Below are 19,046 nucleotides of genomic sequence, written 5' to 3' on the forward strand. Positions count from 1 at the left end.
GGATGCCGGCTACGTCGGGAGACGCCGCATCGTGCGCTCGAGCAGTGTCCGCTGCCACGCGGACAGGCCCGCCGATCGAGCCGTGAGGCGTTCGCGGAGCTCCCGGCCCGCGGCCTCGCTCTCGGGCGAGTCCGCGCCGAGGGCCGGAAGCCAGGTCGTGTCGAGATCGAGCGTCGTCCGCACGAACTCGCGGTAGGACTGTGCGAGTCTCGCATCGGCACTGACCTGTCGCGTGTACTCGCCCGACACCGACACCTGACCGGCGTGGCGCCGGTAGGCGAGGGCGGGCAGGGCCATCCGCCGCATCGGCACGCCGGCGGTCGCCGCGCGCAGCCAGAGGTCGTAGTCCTCGGCGAGGACGTCGCGGTAGCCGCCGGCCCGCTCGACCGCTCGCCGCGTGGCGAGCATCGTCGGATGCATCACCACGCACATGACGGCCAGGTGCAGGGGGAGCGCCGCGGTGGCGATCCCGACGGGCGCCGACGGCGACACCCGCAGCGGCGACGTGCGGAACCGCACGACGGACGAGAACAGGATGCCGCTGCGCCCTTCTCGGAGCGCCGCCGACTGCACGGCGAACCGCCACGGCAGGCAGATGTCATCGGCATCCATGCGTGCCACGAGCCGGCTGTCGGTGCGATCGGACAGCTCGCGCAGCGCCGCGCCGACCCCGAGCGGGCGATCGCTGCGGATCAGCCGGACGCGCCGGTCCCGGATCCGCTCGATCACGCTCACCGTCGCGTCGGTGGACGCGTCGTCCCAGACCACGAGCTCCGCGTCGCGCGGCAGGGCCCGCAGGGTCGAGGCCACCGCATGGCTCACCGTGGCCTGGCCGTTGCGTACCGGCATGAGTACCGACAGTTCAGGCACTCGGCGGCCGATCTCCCCCGGGGGGACGCGGAGCATCGCCCGCGTCGCCGTCTGCAGCGATGTCGGTCGCAGAGGCATCCGCCGCGCCGGGCGCCTCGACCACCGGGGCCGGGACGGGTGCCCGACTGGAGGGCACCCGCTTCGCCCACGTGATGCACGGACGCTCCACGGTGACGAAGAGCAGCAGACCGACCCCGAGCACCGCGGCGAAGCCGACGGTCCACAGCAGGATAAGCAGCAGCACGCCTTCGGGCACGCGGAGGAACTTCTGCAGGAACTCCGAGGCGTACCAGAGGGTCGGCTGGTGGATGAGGAAGAGGCTGTACGACCGGTAGCCGAGCCAGGACACCGGCCGCCATGCGAAAGCCGCCCCGAACGAGCGCACTGTGAGCACGAGGACGATGAGTCCGCCGAACAGCACCGACAGCCCGAAGTCGCGGATGGGCAGCACCGTCCCGCGGAAGAAGGGCTCGGTGGCGACGAAGTAGGCCGCGACCATGACGGCGAGCACCGCGACGGCGTGCGGCGGTCGCACGCGGCCGGCGACGCGGAAGCCCACCACCGCGGCGAGCATGCCGAAGGCGAACTCGGTCAGCCGGCCCAGCCCCGAGGCGGCCCAGAGGAACACGACGGAGAAACCGGCATCCCCCAGGTAGAGGTCGACGCCGATGCGGAAGAGCACCGACACGACGATGGCGCCCACGATCGCGCGCAGCCCCCACCGGGCGGCGGCGAGCATCACCAGCGGGAAGAGCAGGTACAGCTGCATCTCGAGGGCCATCGTCCACAGGCTGCCGTTGATCGTCGACCAGTACTGAGGGAAGAACATGTGCGTGAAGGTGACGTGGCTCAGCACGTCACCGATGCTCGGCCACGGCTGCCACGAGGCCTCGCGACCGAGCGCCTTCATCATCACGACCAGCGCCTGCGGCAGCAGGATCGCGTACGCGAGAGCGGCGTAGTAGGGCAGCACGATCCGGCGCAGGCGCCGATTCAGGTACGGCCGCGTCCGGAATCGCCCGAGGCGCGACGGATCACGGGCGAACGGCAGGAACAGCACGAAGCCCGTCAGGACCACGAAGAAGTCCGGACGGATGTTCTGGGCCACCACGGTGGAGATCACCGGGATGTCCGGCGCCCCCGCGAACTGCCACGAGTGGAACGCGAACACCAGCAGGAACGCCAACGCGCGCAGGCCGTCGATGGCCGCGATGCGCTCCGTTCGCTCCCCAGCAGGTGCGGATGTCACCGCACCAGCGTAGAGCACCGGTTTTTCGCGCCTGTTTCCGTCCGGGAAGGGCGGGATCGGCACGGGTCCGCCCTCGCCTACACTGCGAGGATGACCGCGATGCTTCACGTCAGCGCCATCGGCACGACGGTCGCCATCGACCTGTCGAGGCTCGACGCCGGCGACGCCGACGCGGTGCGGGCGGCGTGGGCGGATGCCGCCACCGACCCCGCCGACGAGCCCGCGGCGATCGTGGTCCCCCGCGCGGGGATCCGCACCCGCATGCTGCAGGCGCTGTCGCAGCAGGTCACGCGCGCCGCGATCGACGCCCGGCGGAGGGATCTGTGGATGCTGCACGCGGCGGGGATCGCGTCACCAGAGGGAGACGTCGTCGCCTTGGTCGGGCCGTCCGGGCGCGGGAAGACGACCGCATCGCGTCGGCTGGGGCAGCACTACGGCTACGTCTCCGATGAGACGATCGGCATCGCACGCGACGGCGGGGTGGTCGCCTACCGCAAGCCGCTGTCGATCATCGAGGAGCCGTTCGCCCCCAAGGTGGAGCGCTCCGCGTCGTCGGTCGGACTCGGTCCGATCCCCGGCGAGCTGCGCGTGCGCGCCATCGTCCTGCTCCACCGGGACGCCGCCCACGACGGCGCCCCCGCTGTCCGCCGGGTCGAGCTGGCGGATGCGCTCGACGACCTCGTGACCCAGTCCAGCCACCTCGCCGAGCGCCCCGACTCGCTGCGGTTCATCGCCGCGGTCGCGGAGGCGACCGGCGGCATCCGCGCCGTGCGCTACCGCGAGGCCGGCGACCTGTCCGAGATCGTGCCCGGTCTCTTCGCCGGCGCAGCGGCCGCACCGGTGGTCGCCCCGGCCATAGTGCGGGAGCCGGCGGGTCCCCCGTCCATCCCGGGCGGCTCCCCCGGCGAGGTCCTCTTCTCGCGTGCGGCGTGCGTCGACGAGCTCGAGCTCGCGGGCGCCGACCGCATCGCCGTGCTGACGAGTGACGCGGTCGGCCGCGGCACCGTGCGCGTCCTGGACGGGATCGCGCCGACACTGTGGGCCGCGGCATCCGGCGTCCCCCTCGATGCGCTCGTCGCGGCCGCCACCGCGGCGCACGGCGCCCCCGACGGCGCCGATGCCAGCGCACTCGTGCGGGCGGCGGTGGACCGGCTCGTGGTCGAGGGGCTGCTGAAGGTCTCTACTGCAGCGCGGACGTGAGGCGCGCGAGGTTGTCGAGGATGGTGGAGCGCAGCGGCTGCTTCTCCCACTCCTCCAGCGTGAGCTCACGCGACTGCGACCGGTACATGTCCTCGACGCCGCGCATCTGACGCACGAACTCCTCGCCGCGCACCAGCATCGAGATCTCCATGTTGAGACCGAACGAGCGCATGTCCATGTTGCTCGAGCCGATGATGGCGACCTCGTCGTCGATGGTGAGGCTCTTGGTGTGCAGGATGTACGGCCTCTTGTACATCCAGATCTTCACGCCGGCACGCAGCAGCGCCTCGTAGTAGCTGCGCTGCGCGTGATAGACGATCGCCTGGTCGCCCTCCTCCGACACGAACAGCTCGACGTGGATGCCGCGCTGGCACGCCGTCGTGATCGCCAGCAGCAGCGCCTCGTCGGGCACGAAGTACGGGCTGACCACGATGATCTTGCGCTGCGCCGCGTAGAGCAGACCCGCGAACAGCTTGAGGTTGTTCTGGAACTCGAACCCGGGGCCCGACGGCACGATCTGGCAGTCGAGGTCCCCCGGACCGCTCCTGACGTCGAAGAGGTCGACGTCGTCGGTGAGCACCTCGTCGGTCTCGCTGTACCAGTCGCTCAGGAAGACGGCGTTGACGGATGCCACGACCGGGCCCTCGATGCGCGCCATCAGGTCGACCCAGTGAAGGCCGCGCCGGATGTTCTTGCGCAGGTTGTAGGTCGAGTCGGTCACGTTCTGCGAGCCGGTGAACGCGACCCGTCCGTCGACGACGACGAGCTTGCGGTGGTTGCGCAGGTCGGGTCGCTGATACTTGCCCTTCAGCGGCTGGACCGGGAGCATGAGGCGCCAGTGCGCCCCCATCGCGTCCAGGCGCTTGATCGTCTGCCGGTACTTCGGCTTGCCGCGGTTGGCCCAGTGGTCCAGCAGCACCCGCACCGGCACGCCGCGCGCCGCGACCTCCTCGAGCGCGCGGAAGAAGTTGTCGGTCGACTCGTCCGCCTGGAGGATGTAGAACTCGACGTGCACGTACCTCTCGGCCGCGCGGATCGCGTCGGCCATGGCATCCAGGCTCTCCTGGTAGTCGGAGATGATCTGCGCGGAGTTGTCGCCCGCGAGCGGCATCGCGCCGAGGTTGCGGTTGAGCGTGACCAGCGACGTGAACCACGACGGGGCGTGCGGGCGCAGCGTGCCGAAGTCCAGCGAGGCGCTGGTGTCGTGGATGTACTCGTTGATGCGCTCCTGCTTGCGCCGGCGTTTGCGCGGCAGCCGGGGGTTGCCGATCAGCAGGAACAGGAACACACCGATGATCGGAATGAAGTAGATCGCGAGGAGCCATGCCATCGCCGCGGTCGGACGCCGGTTGCGCGGCACGATGATGATCGCCGCGATGCGGATCGTCAGATCGAGCAGGAGGACGAGCACCGCCCACCACGTCGCATCGAACGTGATGGTGATCATCGGCGGAGGCCTCTCGCATCGCGGTCGGGACGGGTGAGGCCAGCGTATCGGGGGCCGGACGACATCCCCGGCATACAGCAACCGGCATGGGATCGAAGCCCTGCCCGTCGCCTCGCGCTTAGGGTGGTGGATCCCACCAGGGCACCCGTTGCCGGCACGTCCGCGGCGGCAGCCGGCCGAAAGGGGCCCGGAGGGTCAGTGGTCCGCGGAGGCGGCGCCGGTCGACGCCGGCGGCAGTCCGCGCTTGGCGCGCTCCTGCGCCTCCACCTTGGCGTACAGACGCCGCTCGTTGCGGTCCGCGCGCATCGCGCTGCGCATGACGTAGAAGAAGATCAGCGAGACGACGACGGTCGGCAGGAGCGTCCACAGCACCGCGACCCAGTAATCCATGCCATCCAGGATACGCCGTCCCCCGCGGCCTCCTGCCGCCGGCCGACCGGGGCTCCTCCCCAGGCCTGTGCGCAGGCGGCACCGGCGCGGAGTTTCCCCGAGCGGCGGATCCGGCTCCTGCCCCTCTGCGCGTCCCGCGAGAGTCGTCCGCATGACCCCCGCAACAGTCGTCAAGGCCGCCGACGCGGCGCAGTTCCTGTCGTTCGTCCCCCTCATGCTGGGCTACCACCCTTCCGAGAGCCTCGTCGTGATCCCGTTCCAGGGCGCCCGCAGCCTGGGCGCCATGCGATTCGATCTGCCTGCCGGGGGCGAGACCGACGGCGTCGCCGCCACCGTCATCGGCCTGGCATGCCGCCTGCCCGAGGCCGACGCCGTCGCCGCGATCGCGTACACCGGCGCACGGTTCGAAGACCGCGACAGGATGCCGCACCGCGAGCTCTTGGACGCCCTCGACCGCCGCGCGCATGCCTGCGGGCTGCGCGTCACCGACCTGCTGTGCGTGGCCGCCGACGGCTGGGGCTCGGCGCTCGACTCCCACCTCCCTGCGTCCGGACGGCCGCTGTCGGATCTCGAGGGCGCCGGCACGCAGCTGCAGGGGATGCGTGCGGCGGACGGCGATCAGGCGAGCGGCGCCGAGCTGCCTGAGTGTCCACCGGGCGAGCAGGAGCGGGTGGCGCGCGCGCTGACGGCGCTCGACGACGCGGTCGAGGTGCTGTGCGGGCCGGATGCCGTCGCCGGCGGTCGCCTCCGCGGAGCGCCCGGGGTGTCGACGGCACCCCTCCCGGAGGCGGCGCACGCACCCGAGGCGGCGCCCGCACCCGACGATCGCGCTCCGGCGGCCGGGCACGCGTGCGACCTCGGGCCGGTGCCCGGCCCGATCTTCGGCGACGCCGACGAGGGCGACCCGGCACCGGATTCGAACACCCGGATCGACCCGCGCGCCCTCGGCACCGCATGTCGGCTCGACGACCTCCCGGGCCTCTTCGAGGACGCGCTCGAACAGCGGCCCGCAGGGCGCGACGCCTACGACTCCGCGGCCCTGGTGTGGTGCCTCGCACGGCCGTCGCTGCGGGATGTCGCGCTCGTGCAGTGGAGCGGGAACCTCGCCGACGGGGATGAGGCGCTGGACGCCCAGCTGCGGTGGGAGTCCGGCGAGGAGTACCCGGCGCACCTCGCGATGCGGATGTGGGGGGAGGGCGACACTCCCGACGTCGCCCGCCTGGAGGTGGCGCTGGAGGTGTGCCGTCACGCCGCCGCCGTGGCCCCGCGCGAGGCGCGACCCGGTGCGCTCGCCATGTGCGCGTGGCTGTCGTGGGCGCTCGGCCGGTCTACGCACGCCGCGGCGTACGCGGGGATGGCGTGCGAGATCGAGCCGGAGCACGGCCTGTCGCAGATCGTGCTGTCGTTCGTGCAGGCCGGGCATCTGCCCGACTGGGCGTTCCGCCGTGGCGCACCCCGATGACGACGGCGACGCGACGCGCCGAGACCCGACGGATCTACTTGACCAGCGGGAAGAGGATCGTCTCGCGGATGCCGAGCCCCGTGATCGCCATCAGCAGGCGGTCGATGCCCATGCCCATGCCACCGGTGGGCGGCATACCGTGCTCGAGCGCGCGCAGGAACTCCTCGTCGATGCGCATCGCCTCGAGGTCGCCGCGCGCCGCGAGCTTGGCCTGCTCCACGAACCGCTCGCGCTGGATGACCGGGTCGACGAGTTCGGAGTACCCGGTGGCCAGCTCGAAGCCGCGCGTGTAGAGGTCCCACTTCTCGACCACGCCGGGGATCGAGCGGTGCTCGCGCACGAGGGGGCTGGTGTCGAGCGGGAAGTCCATGACGAACGTGGGGCGGTCCAGGCCCGGCTTGACGAAGTGCTCCCACAGCTCCTCGACGAGCTTGCCGTGGATGGCGTGCGGCGGAAGGTCGACGCCCTCCGCCTCGGCGAGCGCGACGAGCTCAGCGAACGACGTCTCGGGGGTGATGCTGCGCCCCACCGCCTCCGACAGCGAGTCGTACATCGACAGGCGGTCCCACTGGCCGCCCAGGTCGTACTCGGTCCCGTCCGCCCAGGTCACGGTCGTCGAGCCGGCCACCGCCACCGCGGCGTTCTGGATGAGCTCCTGCGTCAGGTCGGCGATCCCGTTGTAGTCGCTGTACGCCAGGTAGGCCTCGAGCATCGCGAACTCGGGGCTGTGCGTGGAGTCCGCGCCCTCGTTGCGGAAGTTGCGGTTGATCTCGTACACGCGGTCGATGCCGCCGACGACGGCGCGCTTGAGGAACAGCTCCGGCGCGATGCGCAGGTACAGGTCGGTGTCGAACGCGTTGGAGTGGGTGATGAACGGGCGAGCGGATGCCCCGCCGTGCTGCACCTGCAGCATCGGCGTCTCGACCTCGAGGAAGCCGTGCGACCCGAACGTCTCCCGCAGGCTGGCGTTCACCTTCGCGCGCGCCACCACGGTGTCGCGCGCACGGTCGCGCACGATGAGATCGAGGAAGCGGCTGCGCACGCGCGTCTCCTCGCTGAGCTCGGAGTGCAGGTTCGGAAGCGGCAGCACGGCCTTGGACGCCACGCGCCACTCCGACACCATGATCGACAGCTCACCCCGCCGGCTCGAGATGACCTCGCCCGACACGAAGACGTGGTCCCCGAGGTCGACGAGCTCCTTCCACGCCTGCAGGGACTCGTCACCGACGGCGGCGAGCGAGACCATCGCCTGGATGCGGCTGCCGTCCCCGGACTGGAGCGACGCGAAGCACAGCTTGCCGGTGTTGCGGCTGAAGACGATACGACCCGCAACGGCTGCCGTGACGCCGGTCTCGGCACCCGCCTCGAGGTCGCCGAAGCGCTCGCGGAGCGCGGGGATGGTGTCGGTGATCGGAAGGCTCACCGGGTACGCGCCGCCCGAGGCATCCGTCCGCTCGGCGATCAGTCGCTCGCGCTTGGCCAGCCGCACGGCCTTCTGCTCGAAGACTTCGGCTTCGGTCGGCTCGACGGGCGAGGTCGTGTCGGTCACGGATAGGCTCCTCGGTGGGGGTGTTCTCCGCAGAACGCGGACCCCCAAGTCTATCGACGGCCGCCTCGCGGTTCGTAGAGCTCAGACACGACCGCGTCGCAACTTCCGCGTCGCCAATCCGGCGAGCGTGATGATCAGGGTTCGGGCGAGTTGACGCCGCGTCGTGAACGCGGCCGACTGGATCGCCTCCCACCACTGGACGAGGATCCGCTCGGGATCATACTGGCGTGCCTTCACGGCGATACTCGAACGCAGGCGCCGTGCGACGAGCTCGTGCTCCCTGAGGTGGCGGAGCCGGTCAATATAGCCTGTGGCCGTTCCGTCACTGACGAGCATCGTCTCCCCGTCCCGGCCGATCTCCTCGTAAGCGCTGTACGGTCCGCAGATCGGGATTGCGCCTGCTCTCCAGGCGTTGATGAGCTTAGTCGCAGGCTTGCGGCGCTCGTCCTCGAGCGTACGGTCGTCATGACTGCACAAGACGACGTCGACGCCGCGGAAGTCAGGCCAGCGACCCTCCATCTCCGTGTCCAGACGGAGCTCATATCCGAGCTTCTCCAGTTCTCGGCGGAAGTCGTCGTCAACCCATGGGGGGATGTTGTACGAGTACGCCTTCAATGCGACGAGGGCGAGAGTGTCGGCCCGCTCCGCCGCCCGAGGAATCAGCCCTCGGTTCGGTAGCATCGGAATCCACTTCTGGTCCTCACGATCGATACACGCTCGCGTAGGCATGATGGTGAGACTCGCAAAGGGCGGCGGCTGAACGCTCATCGGCATGTCGACACGGATCACGACGATTCTGGGTGGACGTCTGCGGAGCAGAGCCTGCAATGCGAGCCCGCACGTTGTTCGCGTCACTGTGCCGTGGTGCCAATCCGTGAGGTCATGAAGCAGCACGATCACAGCATCGGCGCCGCGCGGCACGACCGGTCCGATGGAAACGGGATAGCCGAGTGCACGCATTCGCCAGTGCAGTTCCACGAGGGCATGCCCGGCAGAGCTAAGATTCCGATGCGGCTCCTCTTCCGGCGCCCAGGGTCGTGGGGCGTCGGGGTCGAGAGTCCAGAAGTGAACATGCGTCACGAGCACCGACTTTATCGGTGAGGCCGCCCCCGTCTCAGCCCAGATAGATGTCCGCGTTGTCGATGAAGCGGTGACCGGCCACCGTCGCGGCGATGAGCGCGACCGCCGGCCCGCTGCTGCCTTCGTCGACGGGGAGGAAGGTCGACGGGTCGACCACGCTGAGGTACTCGAGGCGGATGCGCTGCTCCCCCATGAGCGCCGACTGCGCGGCCGCGATGCAGGCGTCCACGCCCCGGTCGGCGTTCGCGGCGGCGGCGTCGAGGGCGGCGGGGAGCAGGGCCGCCGCGGCGAGGTCGCGCGGCTCGAGCATGCCCATGCGCGTGGACACCGGCAGCCCGTCGTCGCCTCGCACCGTCTCGACGGTCGCGACGTCGACGTCGAAGCAGAGGTCGCGGATCATGCGGCGCACCAGGAACACCCGCTGCCGGTCGCGCTCGCCGTAGACGGCGACGTCCGGCTGCACGAGGTGGAAGAGCTTCGCCTCGACGGTGAGGAGCCCGTCGAAGTAGAAGGGGCGCGCACGCCCTTCGTAGCGCAGGCCCAGGTCGCCGGCGCTGACCTTCGTCGTGGCGGACCCGTTCGGCAGCAGCTCGGACGCGTCCGGGGCGAACACGATCTCGACGCCGAGCGAGCGCAGCAGCTCGCCGTCCTCGTCGGGCGTGCGGGGGTAGGCGGCATACTCGGCCGGAGTGGCGAAGCGCAGCGGATTGACGAACACCGAGACCACGACGACGTCGGCGACCTCGCGCGCACGGTGGACGAGATCGATGTGCCCGTCGTGGAGGGAGCCGATGGTGGAGATGAGCGCGACGCGCGCTTCCGGTCTGGCGGCGCGGACCTCGGCCATCCGGGCGCGCAGCCCGTCGACGGTGCTGATCATCCTTGGATCGTAGCGGGGGGCTCGTCCACGGGACCGGACCCGGCCTCCGCGAGGGCGTGGTCGATCGTCGTGTGCGCGAGCGAGTACAGGTAGGACCCCGGCTGCGGGATCCCCGCCTGGGCGAGGAGCGCCGCCGCCTGGCGGACGATGGACCGGGAGAAGTCCCGGGCGGTCGCGATCGCCTCCCCGTACGCCGGCCGCGCCTGTTCCTCGACCACCACCGGCTCGCAGCCGAGTTCGACCGCCAGCGCCTGCGCGATGGGCAGCACGGGCCCGGGCGCCGTCACCGCGGCGTACGAGCTCGACAGCGCACGGAGGTCCATGGTCGTCCCGGTGAACTCGATCGCGGGGTGCACCGCGAGCGGGATCGCGCCCCGCGCGACGGCGGGAGTGAGGACGGCCGTGCCCCAGCTCGGGTCGGTGTGCAGCACCAGCTGCCCCGGCTGCCACGCGCCGATCTCGGCGAGACCGGCGACGAGCCCCTCGAGCTGGTCGTGGGGCACCGCGATGATGACGAGCTCGCTGCGGCGGACGACCTCCGTCGCATCCAGGACGGGCACGCCCGGGAGGACCGCCTCGACCCGCTCCGGATCGGAGCCCGCGGTGATCCCGACGACCGCATGCCCGACGCCGCCCAGGGCGGCGCCCACCACCGGCCCGACCCGCCCGGCGCCGATGATCCCGACGCCGAGCCTTCCGTCTCTCGACCTCACGCGTCCCCCTCTCCGGCGTGGGGCGTCATCGCCGGCGTGGGCGGCGCGTCCGCCTCGTCCTGGGCCCAGCGGTGCGTGCGATCGGCGAGGGCCGCGCGCACCGAGCCGCGTGCGACGTCGTCGAAGAGCGTCAGCGCGCTGTCGCGGTCGACGGCGGCGAGGAAGGGCGACACCGGACCGGCGACGACATGCGCCCGCACGTTGGTCACGCGCGTGGCGCGGTCGAGCGGCCCCTGGTACAGCCCGAAGCTCTGCAGCCGTGCCAGCGGCAGGATGACGAGCCGGCGCCACACGACGCCCCGCCGCATCAGCAGCACGTCGCCGGTGAGGCGGAAGCCGTTCCGGCGATACGACAGCGGCCTGATCCACCAGGCGCGCCGGGGGGTGTTCGTGAAGGTGTCGTCCTCGCCGGGCCCGAACATGCCCTCCTGCACGACGAGCGCCCTCTCGTCGTCGGGGAGCGACGGCTGCAGCAGCCGCAGCACGCGCTCGACGTCCGCCGCCGTGCCGACCGGTAGCACCGTGGTGAACTGGTCCGTCGACGACTCCGTGACGCTGCGGCCGGTCAGGCGGTTGATGCGGACGGTCCACCAGCCGGCGGGGCGCCAGAGGATCGGCTGCGTCACCTCCACGGCGTGCACGCGTCCAGGCGGGACGATCTCGGTGATGGTGGTGAAGAGTCCGAAGGTGATCCGCACCCCGTCGGGGGTGGGTGCGATCGAGTACCGCAGGGAGCGGACAATGGAGCGCACCCAGTAGGCGCCGATGCCGATGATCGCCGGCACGAAGGCGAAGAGCAGCCACGTCACGCCCTGGCTGACGCCGACCATGACCGCGATGACCGCGAGCACCAGCACGAGCGTGGACATGCTGACGACGTGGGATGCCACGAGCCGGCCGAGCGGGATGTTCACGACCGACTCGACCTCGGCCACCGGGGCCTCCGGCCCCTCGATCATGCCCGTCAGCTCGCGTCCGACCCGCTGCCCGAGGGATGCCGCCCTGCCCTCGTGGCGGGGATCCGCCGGCGGGCTCGCCGCGGCGAGCCGGCGCCCCGAGGCCAGGCGGAGGATGTCGGCGCGGACGGCCTCGGCGTTCGCGGTCGACAGGTACTCGAGCTTGACGTTGGCATCCGTCCCCGCCCCGACCACCTCCAGCTTCGCCATGCCCAGGAGACGGGCGATCATCGGGCGCGTCAGGTTGACGCCCTGCACGCGATCCAGCGGCGCGCGCCGCTGCGTGCGGAACAGGATGCCGCTGCGCACCTCGACGTCGTCCTCGGTGATCCGGAAGGTGTGGAACCGCCACGACGTGTAGAACACCGCCACGACGACGATGAGAACGGCGAGCACCGCGAGGCCGGCCATCACGTAGAGGTTGTTCGCGATGATGAAGTCGATCGGGTCGCCGCCGGCGCCCTCCCACTCCCCCACCTCGGACTCGATGTCGGGGGCGAGCCAGGGCAGGAAGACGAAGACGAGCCGGTCGCGCAGGTTCGCCAGCACGATGCCGATGACGACGATGAGGAACAGCCCGCCCCGCAGGAGCGGCGTGAGCGGATGCAGCCGGTGCCATTCGCCGTCGCTCAGGGGCGAGCGGACCAGCTGCGGCGGCGGCGCACTGGGCCCGACGGAGGTCATAGGCCCGTGCGCCGGCTCTCGGCGACCTGCACCAGGTGGTCGCGGAGCGTCTCGGCGGTCGACTGCTCCAGACCGGGGATCGTCACGCCGGTGGCCGCGGCCGCGGTGACGAACTTCAGCTGCGCGATGCCGAAGCCCCGGTCGAGCGGACCGTGGGTGATGTCGATGAGCTGCATGCGGCCGTACGGCACGGCCACGAAGCGCTGCCAAAGGATGCCGCGGCGGAAGACCAGGTCGTCCTCGCGCAGCTGGTACCCGATCGAGCGGGCCTGCCGCGGCAGGATCGCGAGCGTCCACCCGAGGATCACCGTCATGATCGCCCCGGGGATCCACGCCCAGAGCTGGTGCATGAGCAGCGTCAGGACCAGGGTGGCGGCGATCACGATCAGGAGGAACGAGCCCGACGAGATGTACTGCACCTTGACGTACTTCGGCGAGATCTGGTGCCAGACGCCCTCCGCGAGGACGAGGCGGTTCTCCGAGCGCGGCTCGACGATCCGGTCGTAGGTCCCCGCCTCAGTGGCCGTGGATGCGGGGCTCGAGTCCGGGGTCGTCGCCTCCGGGCTGTTCGTCATCGTCGTCCTTCCGGATCGTGCACAGGTGCTCCGCGACCAGACCGGCGACGACCAGCAGGGCGCCGCACACGGTCGTCGCGATGACCGTTCCCAACGAGCCTAGCGACGGCGGGACGGGCCGGGTCGCGAGGAAGATCCACAGGCCCGCGCCGAGCCCGCCGATGACGGCGCCGACGATGCTGGACGACTTGGCGAGCATCGCGATGCGCACCGCGCGGAACGGATTCACCGCGGTCGTCGATCCGCCGTGCGTCGCCCGGCGGATCGGCACCGCCAGCGCCACGACCACCGCGCCGAGCAGCAGGAGCAGGATCGGCAGGGTGACGGCGGGGGTGAACGTCGGGCGGCCCGCCGACGTCAGCAGCTGGTCCAGGAGGAAGCCGGCCGCCACGCCGAGGGCGGCGGCGAGGAGCAGGACGCCCGCGCTCGTGCGCCTCATCGCGCCGCCTCGTCGGTCGATCGCCGGTTCGCCCCCCGCAGCCGACCGAGAGCCTCGTCCACGCGACCGGTGCCCGGCAGTATCGCGTCGGGGTCCACGGCGAGCCACGGCCCGAGCACGAACTCGCGCTCGGCCGCCCGGGGGTGGGGGAGCAGGAGCCGCGGGTCGTCGCTGACCAGGTCGCCGTAGGCGATCAGGTCGAGGTCGAGCGTGCGGTCCTCCCACCCGGGCTCGTTCGCGGATCGCCGCCCGGATCGCGTGCGGCCGTGCCGCTCCTCGATGGCGTGGAGGTAGCCCAGCAGCACCGAGGGCGCCAGGCGCGTGGTGAGGATCGCCACCGCGTTCAGGTACGCCGGGGCCGCGGCATCCGGCCCGTCCTGCTTCACCGCGACCGTCTCGATGGGTTCGGACACCCGCACGGCGCCGACGAGCGGCACGCGCGCGAGCTCCTTGATCGCCGTGGACATCGTCTCTGCGCGATCGCCGAGGTTGGCGCCGAGAGCGACGACGGCCTCGACGGCATCGCGGCGGCGGCGCGCGGTGTCGCCCTCGAAGCCCTGCGCGAGGCGGCGGCTCACGGTGCCACCGCCCGAGGGGCATCGTCCGGTCGCGCGCGGCGGATCGTCACCGATACGTCTGAGAACGGCACCGGGATCGGCGCCTGAGGCTTGTGGATCGTCACGGACACCATCTTCACGAGGTCGTAGGCGAGCAGGTCGTCGGCGATCCGCGCGGCGACGCTCTCGAGGAGGTTGAGGGGCTCGCCCGCCACGATCGCGGCGATGCGCTCGGCGGCGTCGCCGTAGTGCACCGTGTCGGTGACGTCATCGGATGCCGCAGCCGCCGCCGTGCTCAGGTACAGCGTGGCGTCGACCACGAACTCCTGGCCCTGACGCCGCTCCTCGGGGAGCACCCCGTGGTACCCGAAGGCGCGGACGCCTGTCAGGGTGATCTCGTCGACGAAGTCCATCGGATCCCTTCCCGCCAGCCGCGCGCCACGATGAGAGCATCGCGGGTCGCGGCGACATCGTGCACGCGCACGGCCCACACCCCCGCCTCGGCGGCCAGGGCGCTGGTGACCGCGGTGGCGAGGTCGCGGCGGGCCTCGTCGACGTCGGCGGGGTCGACCTCGAGCGCCTCCGCGAGGAACCGCTTGCGGCTCGTCCCCACCAGCAGCCGGGGTCCGAGACCGACGAGCCGGTCGAGGTCGTGCAGCACGGCCCAGTTCTGCGCGCCCTTCTTGCCGAACCCGACTCCGGGATCGAGGATCACGCGCGACGGGGCGATGCCGGCGGATGCCGCGGCCTCGACCCGCCCCCGGAGCTCGCGCACGACCTCGTCGACGACGTTCTCGTACTGCGCGCGCGCGTACATGTCGGCCGAGTGGCCGCGCCAGTGGCCGAGCGCGACGTCGGCATCCGTCGGCGCGACCGCGGCGAGGAGGTCGGGGTCGGCGAGGCCACCGGAGACGTCGTTGACGATGCGGGCGCCGGCCTCGACGGCGGCCACGGCCGTCGACGCGTTCATGGTGTCGATGCTCACCACGGCACCCGCCTCGGCGAGCGCGCGCACGACCGGGAGGACGCGGTCCTGCTCCACCCGCGGGTCGACGCGCTCGGCACCGGGACGGGTGGACTCACCGCCGACGTCGAGGATGTCGGCGCCCTGTGCGCGCAGCAGCAGTCCGTGGGCGACGGCGGCCTCGGCATCCGCATAGCGTCCGCCGTCGCTGAACGAGTCGGGCGTGACGTTCACGATGCCCATGATGAGCGTCGTCATCCGCGCGCCCCTGATCTGGCCGCGCCCATCAGCGCGACCAGCTCGGCGCGGGCGGCAGGCTCGGCGAGCTCGCCGCGCGCGGCGATCGTGACGGTCGAGGCATCCGGCTGTCGTCCACCGCGCATCGTCACGCATTCGTGGGTCGCCTCGAGCACGACCAGCACCCCGCGCGCATCGAGGGACGCGGCGATCACGTCGGCGATCTGCTCGCCGAGGCGCTCCTGCACCTGCGGCCGAGACGACAGGATGTCGACGACCTTCGGCAGCGCACCCAGCCCGACCACCTGCTCGCCGGGGAGGTACGCCAGGTGTGCGTGGCCGCGGAAGGGCAGCAGGTGATGCTCGCAGACTGATCGGAACAGGATGTCGCGGAGCATGACGGCGCCGGACGGGAGCGTGTCGGGTGCCGGTCCGCGGGTCACCGAGATGGTGTGCGCGAGCGGGGCGGAGGCATCCTCTCCGACGCCCGAGAAGAACTCCGCGTAGGCGTCGGAGACGCGCGTCGGGGTCAGCTTCAGCCCGGGGCGCTCGGGGTCCTCACCGATCGCCTCGAGCAGCTCACGCACGAGCGCGGCGACGCGCTCACGATCGACGGCCACGGGCCGAGCCTACGCGGTCGCGGGCCGCGCCTGCCCGCTGGGGCGACGCTTGGGCGCCTTCTCGGCCGCCGGCTGCTCGGCCTCGACGCTCGCGGCGAGGCCGGCCTCGTCGCGGCGGTGCGGCACGTCCACCGGCGGCAGCGACGACGGCGGCCGCTGCTCGCTGGAGAGCCACTGCGGGCGCGGAGGGAGGCGCTTGACGTCCTTGAAGATCTCGGCGAGCTCGATGTGGTCCAGCGTCTCCTTCTCGAGGAGCGCCAGCGCCAGCGTGTCGAGCACGTCGCGGTTGTCGTTGATCACCTGGTAGGCCTCGTTGTGGGCCTGCTCGATGAGGTCGCGCACCTGCGCGTCCACCCGCTCGGCGATGCGCTCCGAGAAGTCGCGCCCGTGACCCATGTCGCGGCCCATGAAGACCTCGCCCGAGGACTGACCCAGCTTGACCGGTCCGATGTCGCCGGTCATGCCGTACTCGGTGACCATCTTGCGGGCGATGCTGGTCGCCTTCTCGATGTCGTTCGATGCGCCGGTGGTCGGGTCGTGGAAGACGATCTCCTCGGCGACGCGGCCGCCCATCGCGTACGCGAGCTGGTCCTGCAGCTCGTTGCGCGTGACGGAGTACTTGTCGTCCAGCGGCAGCACCATCGTGTAGCCGAGTGCCTTCCCGCGGGGCAGGATCGTGACCTTCGTCACCGGGTCGGTGTGGTTCATCGCCGCCGCCGCGAGGGCGTGGCCGCCCTCGTGGTAGGCCGTGATGAGCTTCTCCTTGTCCTTCATGACGCGCGTGCGGCGCTGAGGGCCGGCCAGCACGCGGTCGATCGCCTCGTCGAGCGCGCGGTTGTCGATGAGCTGCGCGTTCGAGCGGGCGGTGAGGAGGGCGGCCTCGTTGAGGACGTTGGCGAGGTCGGCGCCGGTGAAACCGGGCGTCTTGCGGGCGACGACCTCGAGGTCGACGCCGTCGGCGAGGGGCTTGCCGCGGCCGTGCACCTCGAGGATCTTGGCGCGACCCTTGAAGTCGGGCGCGTCGACGCCGATCTGACGGTCGAAGCGGCCGGGGCGCAGAAGGGCCGGGTCGAGGATGTCGGGGCGGTTGGTGGCCGCGATCACGATGACGTTGACCTTGGGGTCGAAGCCGTCCATCTCGACGAGCATCTGGTTGAGCGTCTGCTCGCGCTCGTCGTGACCGCCGCCCATGCCGGCGCCGCGGTGGCGGCCGACCGCGTCGATCTCGTCGATGAAGATGATGGCCGGGGAGTTGTCCTTGGCGGTGTTGAACAGGTCGCGCACGCGGCTGGCGCCGACGCCGACGAACATCTCGACGAAGTCCGAACCCGAGATCGAGTAGAACGGCACCCCCGCCTCACCCGCGACGGCGCGGGCGAGGAGCGTCTTGCCGGTTCCGGGAGGGCCGTACAGCAGCACGCCCTTCGGGATGCGGGCGCCGACGGCCTGGAACTTCGACGGGTCCTTCAGGAAGTCCTTGATCTCCTCGAGCTCCTCGATGGCCTCGTCGGAGCCGGCGACGTCCTGGAAGGTGACCTGCGGCATCTCCTTGGTCACGAGCTTGGCGCGCGACTTGCCGAACTGCATGACCTTGCTGCCGCCGCCCTGAGCGCTGGAGAGCAGGAACCAGAAGAGCAGGCCCAGAAGGAGGATCGGCAGGAGCAGCGAGATGAAGCCGTCGAACCAGGTCGCGCGCGGGACGGCGTCGTTGAAGCCGTCCTCGGGCTCGGCCGCGTTGATCGCCTCGACGACCTCGTCGGCGCGCGCGGAGACGTAGTAGAACTGCACGTCGCTCGCGCCGTCGTACTCCTTCGACAGCGTCATGTCGACGCGCTGATCGCCGTCGGTGTTGACGACCTCGGCGACGGTGTCACCGGCGAGGAGCTCGAGCCCCTCCTGCGTGGAGATCTGCTTCGCGCCGTTCAGGCTCGAGATGAGCGAGAAACCCACGATGAGGAAGACCCCGATCAGCAGGACGTAGAAGAGCGGATTGCGTGTGATCTTCTTGAAGTCCATGGTGCGGGCGAGAGCCCGACCCCTTTCGTCGACGTTCCGCCGCAGACGGAAAGGGCCCGTCGACGGTTGAATCAGGGTATCGCGGGCTTCCTAGGCGCTGACTGTGCATTCGCCCCGGGCGTAATCGGCGGGGGCTTCAGGAATAGACGTGCGGGGCCAGCACGGCGACGTCGCGGAGGTTGCGGTACCGCTCGGCGTAGTCGAGGCCGTAGCCGACGACGAACTCGGTCGGGATGTCGAAGCCGACGTACTTGCAGCGCACCTCGACCTTGGCCGCCTCGGGCTTGCGCAGCAGGGCGAAGACCTCGACGGATGCCGCGCCGCGGGCCGCGAAGTTCTCCAGCAGCCAGCTGAGGGTCAGACCGGAGTCGATGATGTCCTCGACGATGAGCACGTGCTTGCCGAGGATGTCGGTGTCGAGGTCCTTGCGGATCTGCACGACGCCGCTGGACTTCGTGCCGGCACCGTAGGACGACACGGCCATCCAGTCCATCGGCGCGAGCATCTTCAGTGCCCGCGAGAAGTCGGCCATGACCATGACGGCGCCCTTGAGGACGCCCACCAGCAGGAGGTCCTTGCCCTCGTAGTCCTCGGCGACCCGGGCGGCGACCTCCTCGAGCTTGGCCTGGATCTCCTCCTCGGTGACGAGGACTTCCGTGATCTGGCTGGAGACGTCTGCCGCACGCATGCGACGAGTCTACGGGGCGGTGGCGGCCGAGCCGCGAACGGTCTGAGGGCTTACGACGAGGACCTCGACGACCTCCGCCATCTCGGGTCTCGTCCTGACCCAGGTGACCTCGATGTACCACTGGTCGCCGTCCACCTCGCGCCGGAAGCCGTCGGCGATGCGGTCCCCGCCCTCGGTCTCGCGCACGCGGGCCTGGCGCCACCCGTCGGACTCCAGTGACGCCGCGATCGCCGCGGCGGCGTCGGCGGAGGCATCCGTCTGCGGAGCCAGGTTGACGCTCTCGCGCGCCTGCCACCAGGCGGGATCGGATGCCGCAGCTGATCCCTCGCTCGGGCCGAAGCGCGGCTCGGACTCGCTGAAGCCCGAGGCGGGAGCGAGGTCGTCGGGGATCAGCGCGACGGTGTCCTCGAGAAGCCGATCGGCCTCAGCGTGGTACTCGTCGAGCCGGCTTTCTGGCGTCATGCTGCATC

20 protein-coding genes are annotated in these 19,046 nt (G+C 71.1%); 2 read left to right on the forward strand and 18 right to left on the reverse strand.

From position 1 onward, the window contains the following. Positions 1-9: 9 nt before the first annotated feature. Positions 10-849, reverse strand: a complete 840-nt coding sequence (locus ACZBH1_RS05025; protein WP_463645705.1) for a glycosyltransferase family 2 protein — start codon at positions 847-849, stop codon at positions 10-12. 13 nt (positions 850-862) lie between these two features. Beyond that, a complete protein-coding gene (locus ACZBH1_RS05030) occupies positions 863-2,119 on the reverse strand; it encodes an acyltransferase family protein (protein WP_463645706.1) in 1,257 nt (418 codons plus the stop codon). Positions 2,120-2,209: 90 nt separating this feature from the next. Between ACZBH1_RS05030 and ACZBH1_RS05035 the strand changes: the two genes are divergently transcribed. Continuing rightward, the gene (locus ACZBH1_RS05035) at positions 2,210-3,319 is read left to right on the forward strand and encodes a hypothetical protein (RefSeq protein WP_336393790.1); all 1,110 of its coding nucleotides are present in this window, start codon (positions 2,210-2,212) and stop codon (positions 3,317-3,319) included. Here the strand turns inward: ACZBH1_RS05035 and cls are convergent. Together cls and ACZBH1_RS05045 are read right to left on the reverse strand one after the other, a co-directional pair. Next, positions 3,300-4,766, reverse strand: coding sequence for a cardiolipin synthase (cls, locus tag ACZBH1_RS05040; protein ID WP_336393791.1), 1,467 nt, complete (start codon positions 4,764-4,766; stop codon positions 3,300-3,302). The genes ACZBH1_RS05035 and cls overlap by 20 nt on opposite strands. A 195-nt stretch (positions 4,767-4,961) precedes the next feature. Next, on the reverse strand, positions 4,962-5,156 hold the full coding sequence (locus tag ACZBH1_RS05045) for a hypothetical protein (RefSeq protein WP_463645707.1): 195 nt from the start codon (positions 5,154-5,156) through the stop codon (positions 4,962-4,964). A 151-nt stretch (positions 5,157-5,307) separates the two neighbouring features. Between ACZBH1_RS05045 and ACZBH1_RS05050 the strand changes: the two genes are divergently transcribed. Then, on the forward strand, positions 5,308-6,618 hold the full coding sequence (locus ACZBH1_RS05050; protein ID WP_452323910.1) for a DUF4192 family protein: 1,311 nt from the start codon (positions 5,308-5,310) through the stop codon (positions 6,616-6,618). Positions 6,619-6,652: 34 nt separating this feature from the next. On the opposite strand, the gene lysS is transcribed toward ACZBH1_RS05050, so the two are convergent. The 14 genes from lysS to ACZBH1_RS05120 all read right to left on the reverse strand — a co-directional run bounded on the left by lysS (position 6,653) and on the right by ACZBH1_RS05120 (position 19,038). After that, positions 6,653-8,167, reverse strand: coding sequence for a lysine--tRNA ligase (lysS, locus tag ACZBH1_RS05055; RefSeq protein ID WP_463645708.1), 1,515 nt, complete (start codon positions 8,165-8,167; stop codon positions 6,653-6,655). An 81-nt stretch (positions 8,168-8,248) separates the two neighbouring features. Then, a complete protein-coding gene (locus tag ACZBH1_RS05060; RefSeq protein ID WP_463645709.1) occupies positions 8,249-9,145 on the reverse strand; it encodes a glycosyltransferase in 897 nt (298 codons plus the stop codon). A gap of 136 nt (positions 9,146-9,281) precedes the next feature. Further along, positions 9,282-10,127, reverse strand: coding sequence for a pantoate--beta-alanine ligase (panC, locus tag ACZBH1_RS05065; RefSeq protein ID WP_463645710.1), 846 nt, complete (start codon positions 10,125-10,127; stop codon positions 9,282-9,284). After that, positions 10,124-10,840: a DUF2520 domain-containing protein gene (locus tag ACZBH1_RS05070; RefSeq protein WP_463645711.1), complete on the reverse strand. Its 717-nt coding sequence runs from the start codon at positions 10,838-10,840 to the stop codon at positions 10,124-10,126. The genes panC and ACZBH1_RS05070 overlap by 4 nt, the downstream gene beginning before the upstream one ends. After that, a complete protein-coding gene (locus ACZBH1_RS05075) occupies positions 10,837-12,480 on the reverse strand; it encodes a PH domain-containing protein (RefSeq protein WP_463645712.1) in 1,644 nt (547 codons plus the stop codon). Before ACZBH1_RS05075 ends, ACZBH1_RS05070 begins: the two co-directional genes overlap by 4 nt. Next, the gene (locus tag ACZBH1_RS05080; RefSeq protein ID WP_336393800.1) at positions 12,477-13,055 is read right to left on the reverse strand and encodes a PH domain-containing protein; all 579 of its coding nucleotides are present in this window, start codon (positions 13,053-13,055) and stop codon (positions 12,477-12,479) included. The genes ACZBH1_RS05075 and ACZBH1_RS05080 overlap by 4 nt, the downstream gene beginning before the upstream one ends. Then, complete coding sequence (locus ACZBH1_RS05085; protein ID WP_463645713.1) at positions 12,997-13,494, reverse strand: DUF3180 domain-containing protein; 498 nt, start codon at positions 13,492-13,494, stop codon at positions 12,997-12,999. The genes ACZBH1_RS05080 and ACZBH1_RS05085 overlap by 59 nt, the downstream gene beginning before the upstream one ends. After that, a complete protein-coding gene (gene folK / locus ACZBH1_RS05090; protein WP_336393802.1) occupies positions 13,491-14,072 on the reverse strand; it encodes a 2-amino-4-hydroxy-6-hydroxymethyldihydropteridine diphosphokinase in 582 nt (193 codons plus the stop codon). The genes ACZBH1_RS05085 and folK overlap by 4 nt, the downstream gene beginning before the upstream one ends. Further along, positions 14,069-14,464: a dihydroneopterin aldolase gene (folB, locus tag ACZBH1_RS05095; protein WP_378879737.1), complete on the reverse strand. Its 396-nt coding sequence runs from the start codon at positions 14,462-14,464 to the stop codon at positions 14,069-14,071. Before folB ends, folK begins: the two co-directional genes overlap by 4 nt. After that, positions 14,437-15,273: a dihydropteroate synthase gene (gene folP / locus ACZBH1_RS05100; protein WP_378879734.1), complete on the reverse strand. Its 837-nt coding sequence runs from the start codon at positions 15,271-15,273 to the stop codon at positions 14,437-14,439. Before folP ends, folB begins: the two co-directional genes overlap by 28 nt. Beyond that, complete coding sequence (folE, locus tag ACZBH1_RS05105) at positions 15,270-15,872, reverse strand: GTP cyclohydrolase I (RefSeq protein WP_336393805.1); 603 nt, start codon at positions 15,870-15,872, stop codon at positions 15,270-15,272. Before folE ends, folP begins: the two co-directional genes overlap by 4 nt. Positions 15,873-15,881: 9 nt before the next feature. Continuing rightward, on the reverse strand, positions 15,882-17,888 hold the full coding sequence (ftsH, locus tag ACZBH1_RS05110) for an ATP-dependent zinc metalloprotease FtsH (RefSeq protein ID WP_336393806.1): 2,007 nt from the start codon (positions 17,886-17,888) through the stop codon (positions 15,882-15,884). 136 nt (positions 17,889-18,024) lie between these two features. Beyond that, a complete protein-coding gene (gene hpt, locus ACZBH1_RS05115; RefSeq protein ID WP_463645714.1) occupies positions 18,025-18,576 on the reverse strand; it encodes a hypoxanthine phosphoribosyltransferase in 552 nt (183 codons plus the stop codon). A gap of 9 nt (positions 18,577-18,585) precedes the next feature. Next, complete coding sequence (locus ACZBH1_RS05120; protein ID WP_378879728.1) at positions 18,586-19,038, reverse strand: hypothetical protein; 453 nt, start codon at positions 19,036-19,038, stop codon at positions 18,586-18,588. Positions 19,039-19,046: the final 8 nt, after the last annotated feature.

This window comes from Microbacterium sp. ZXT2-5 (assembly GCF_055329545.1).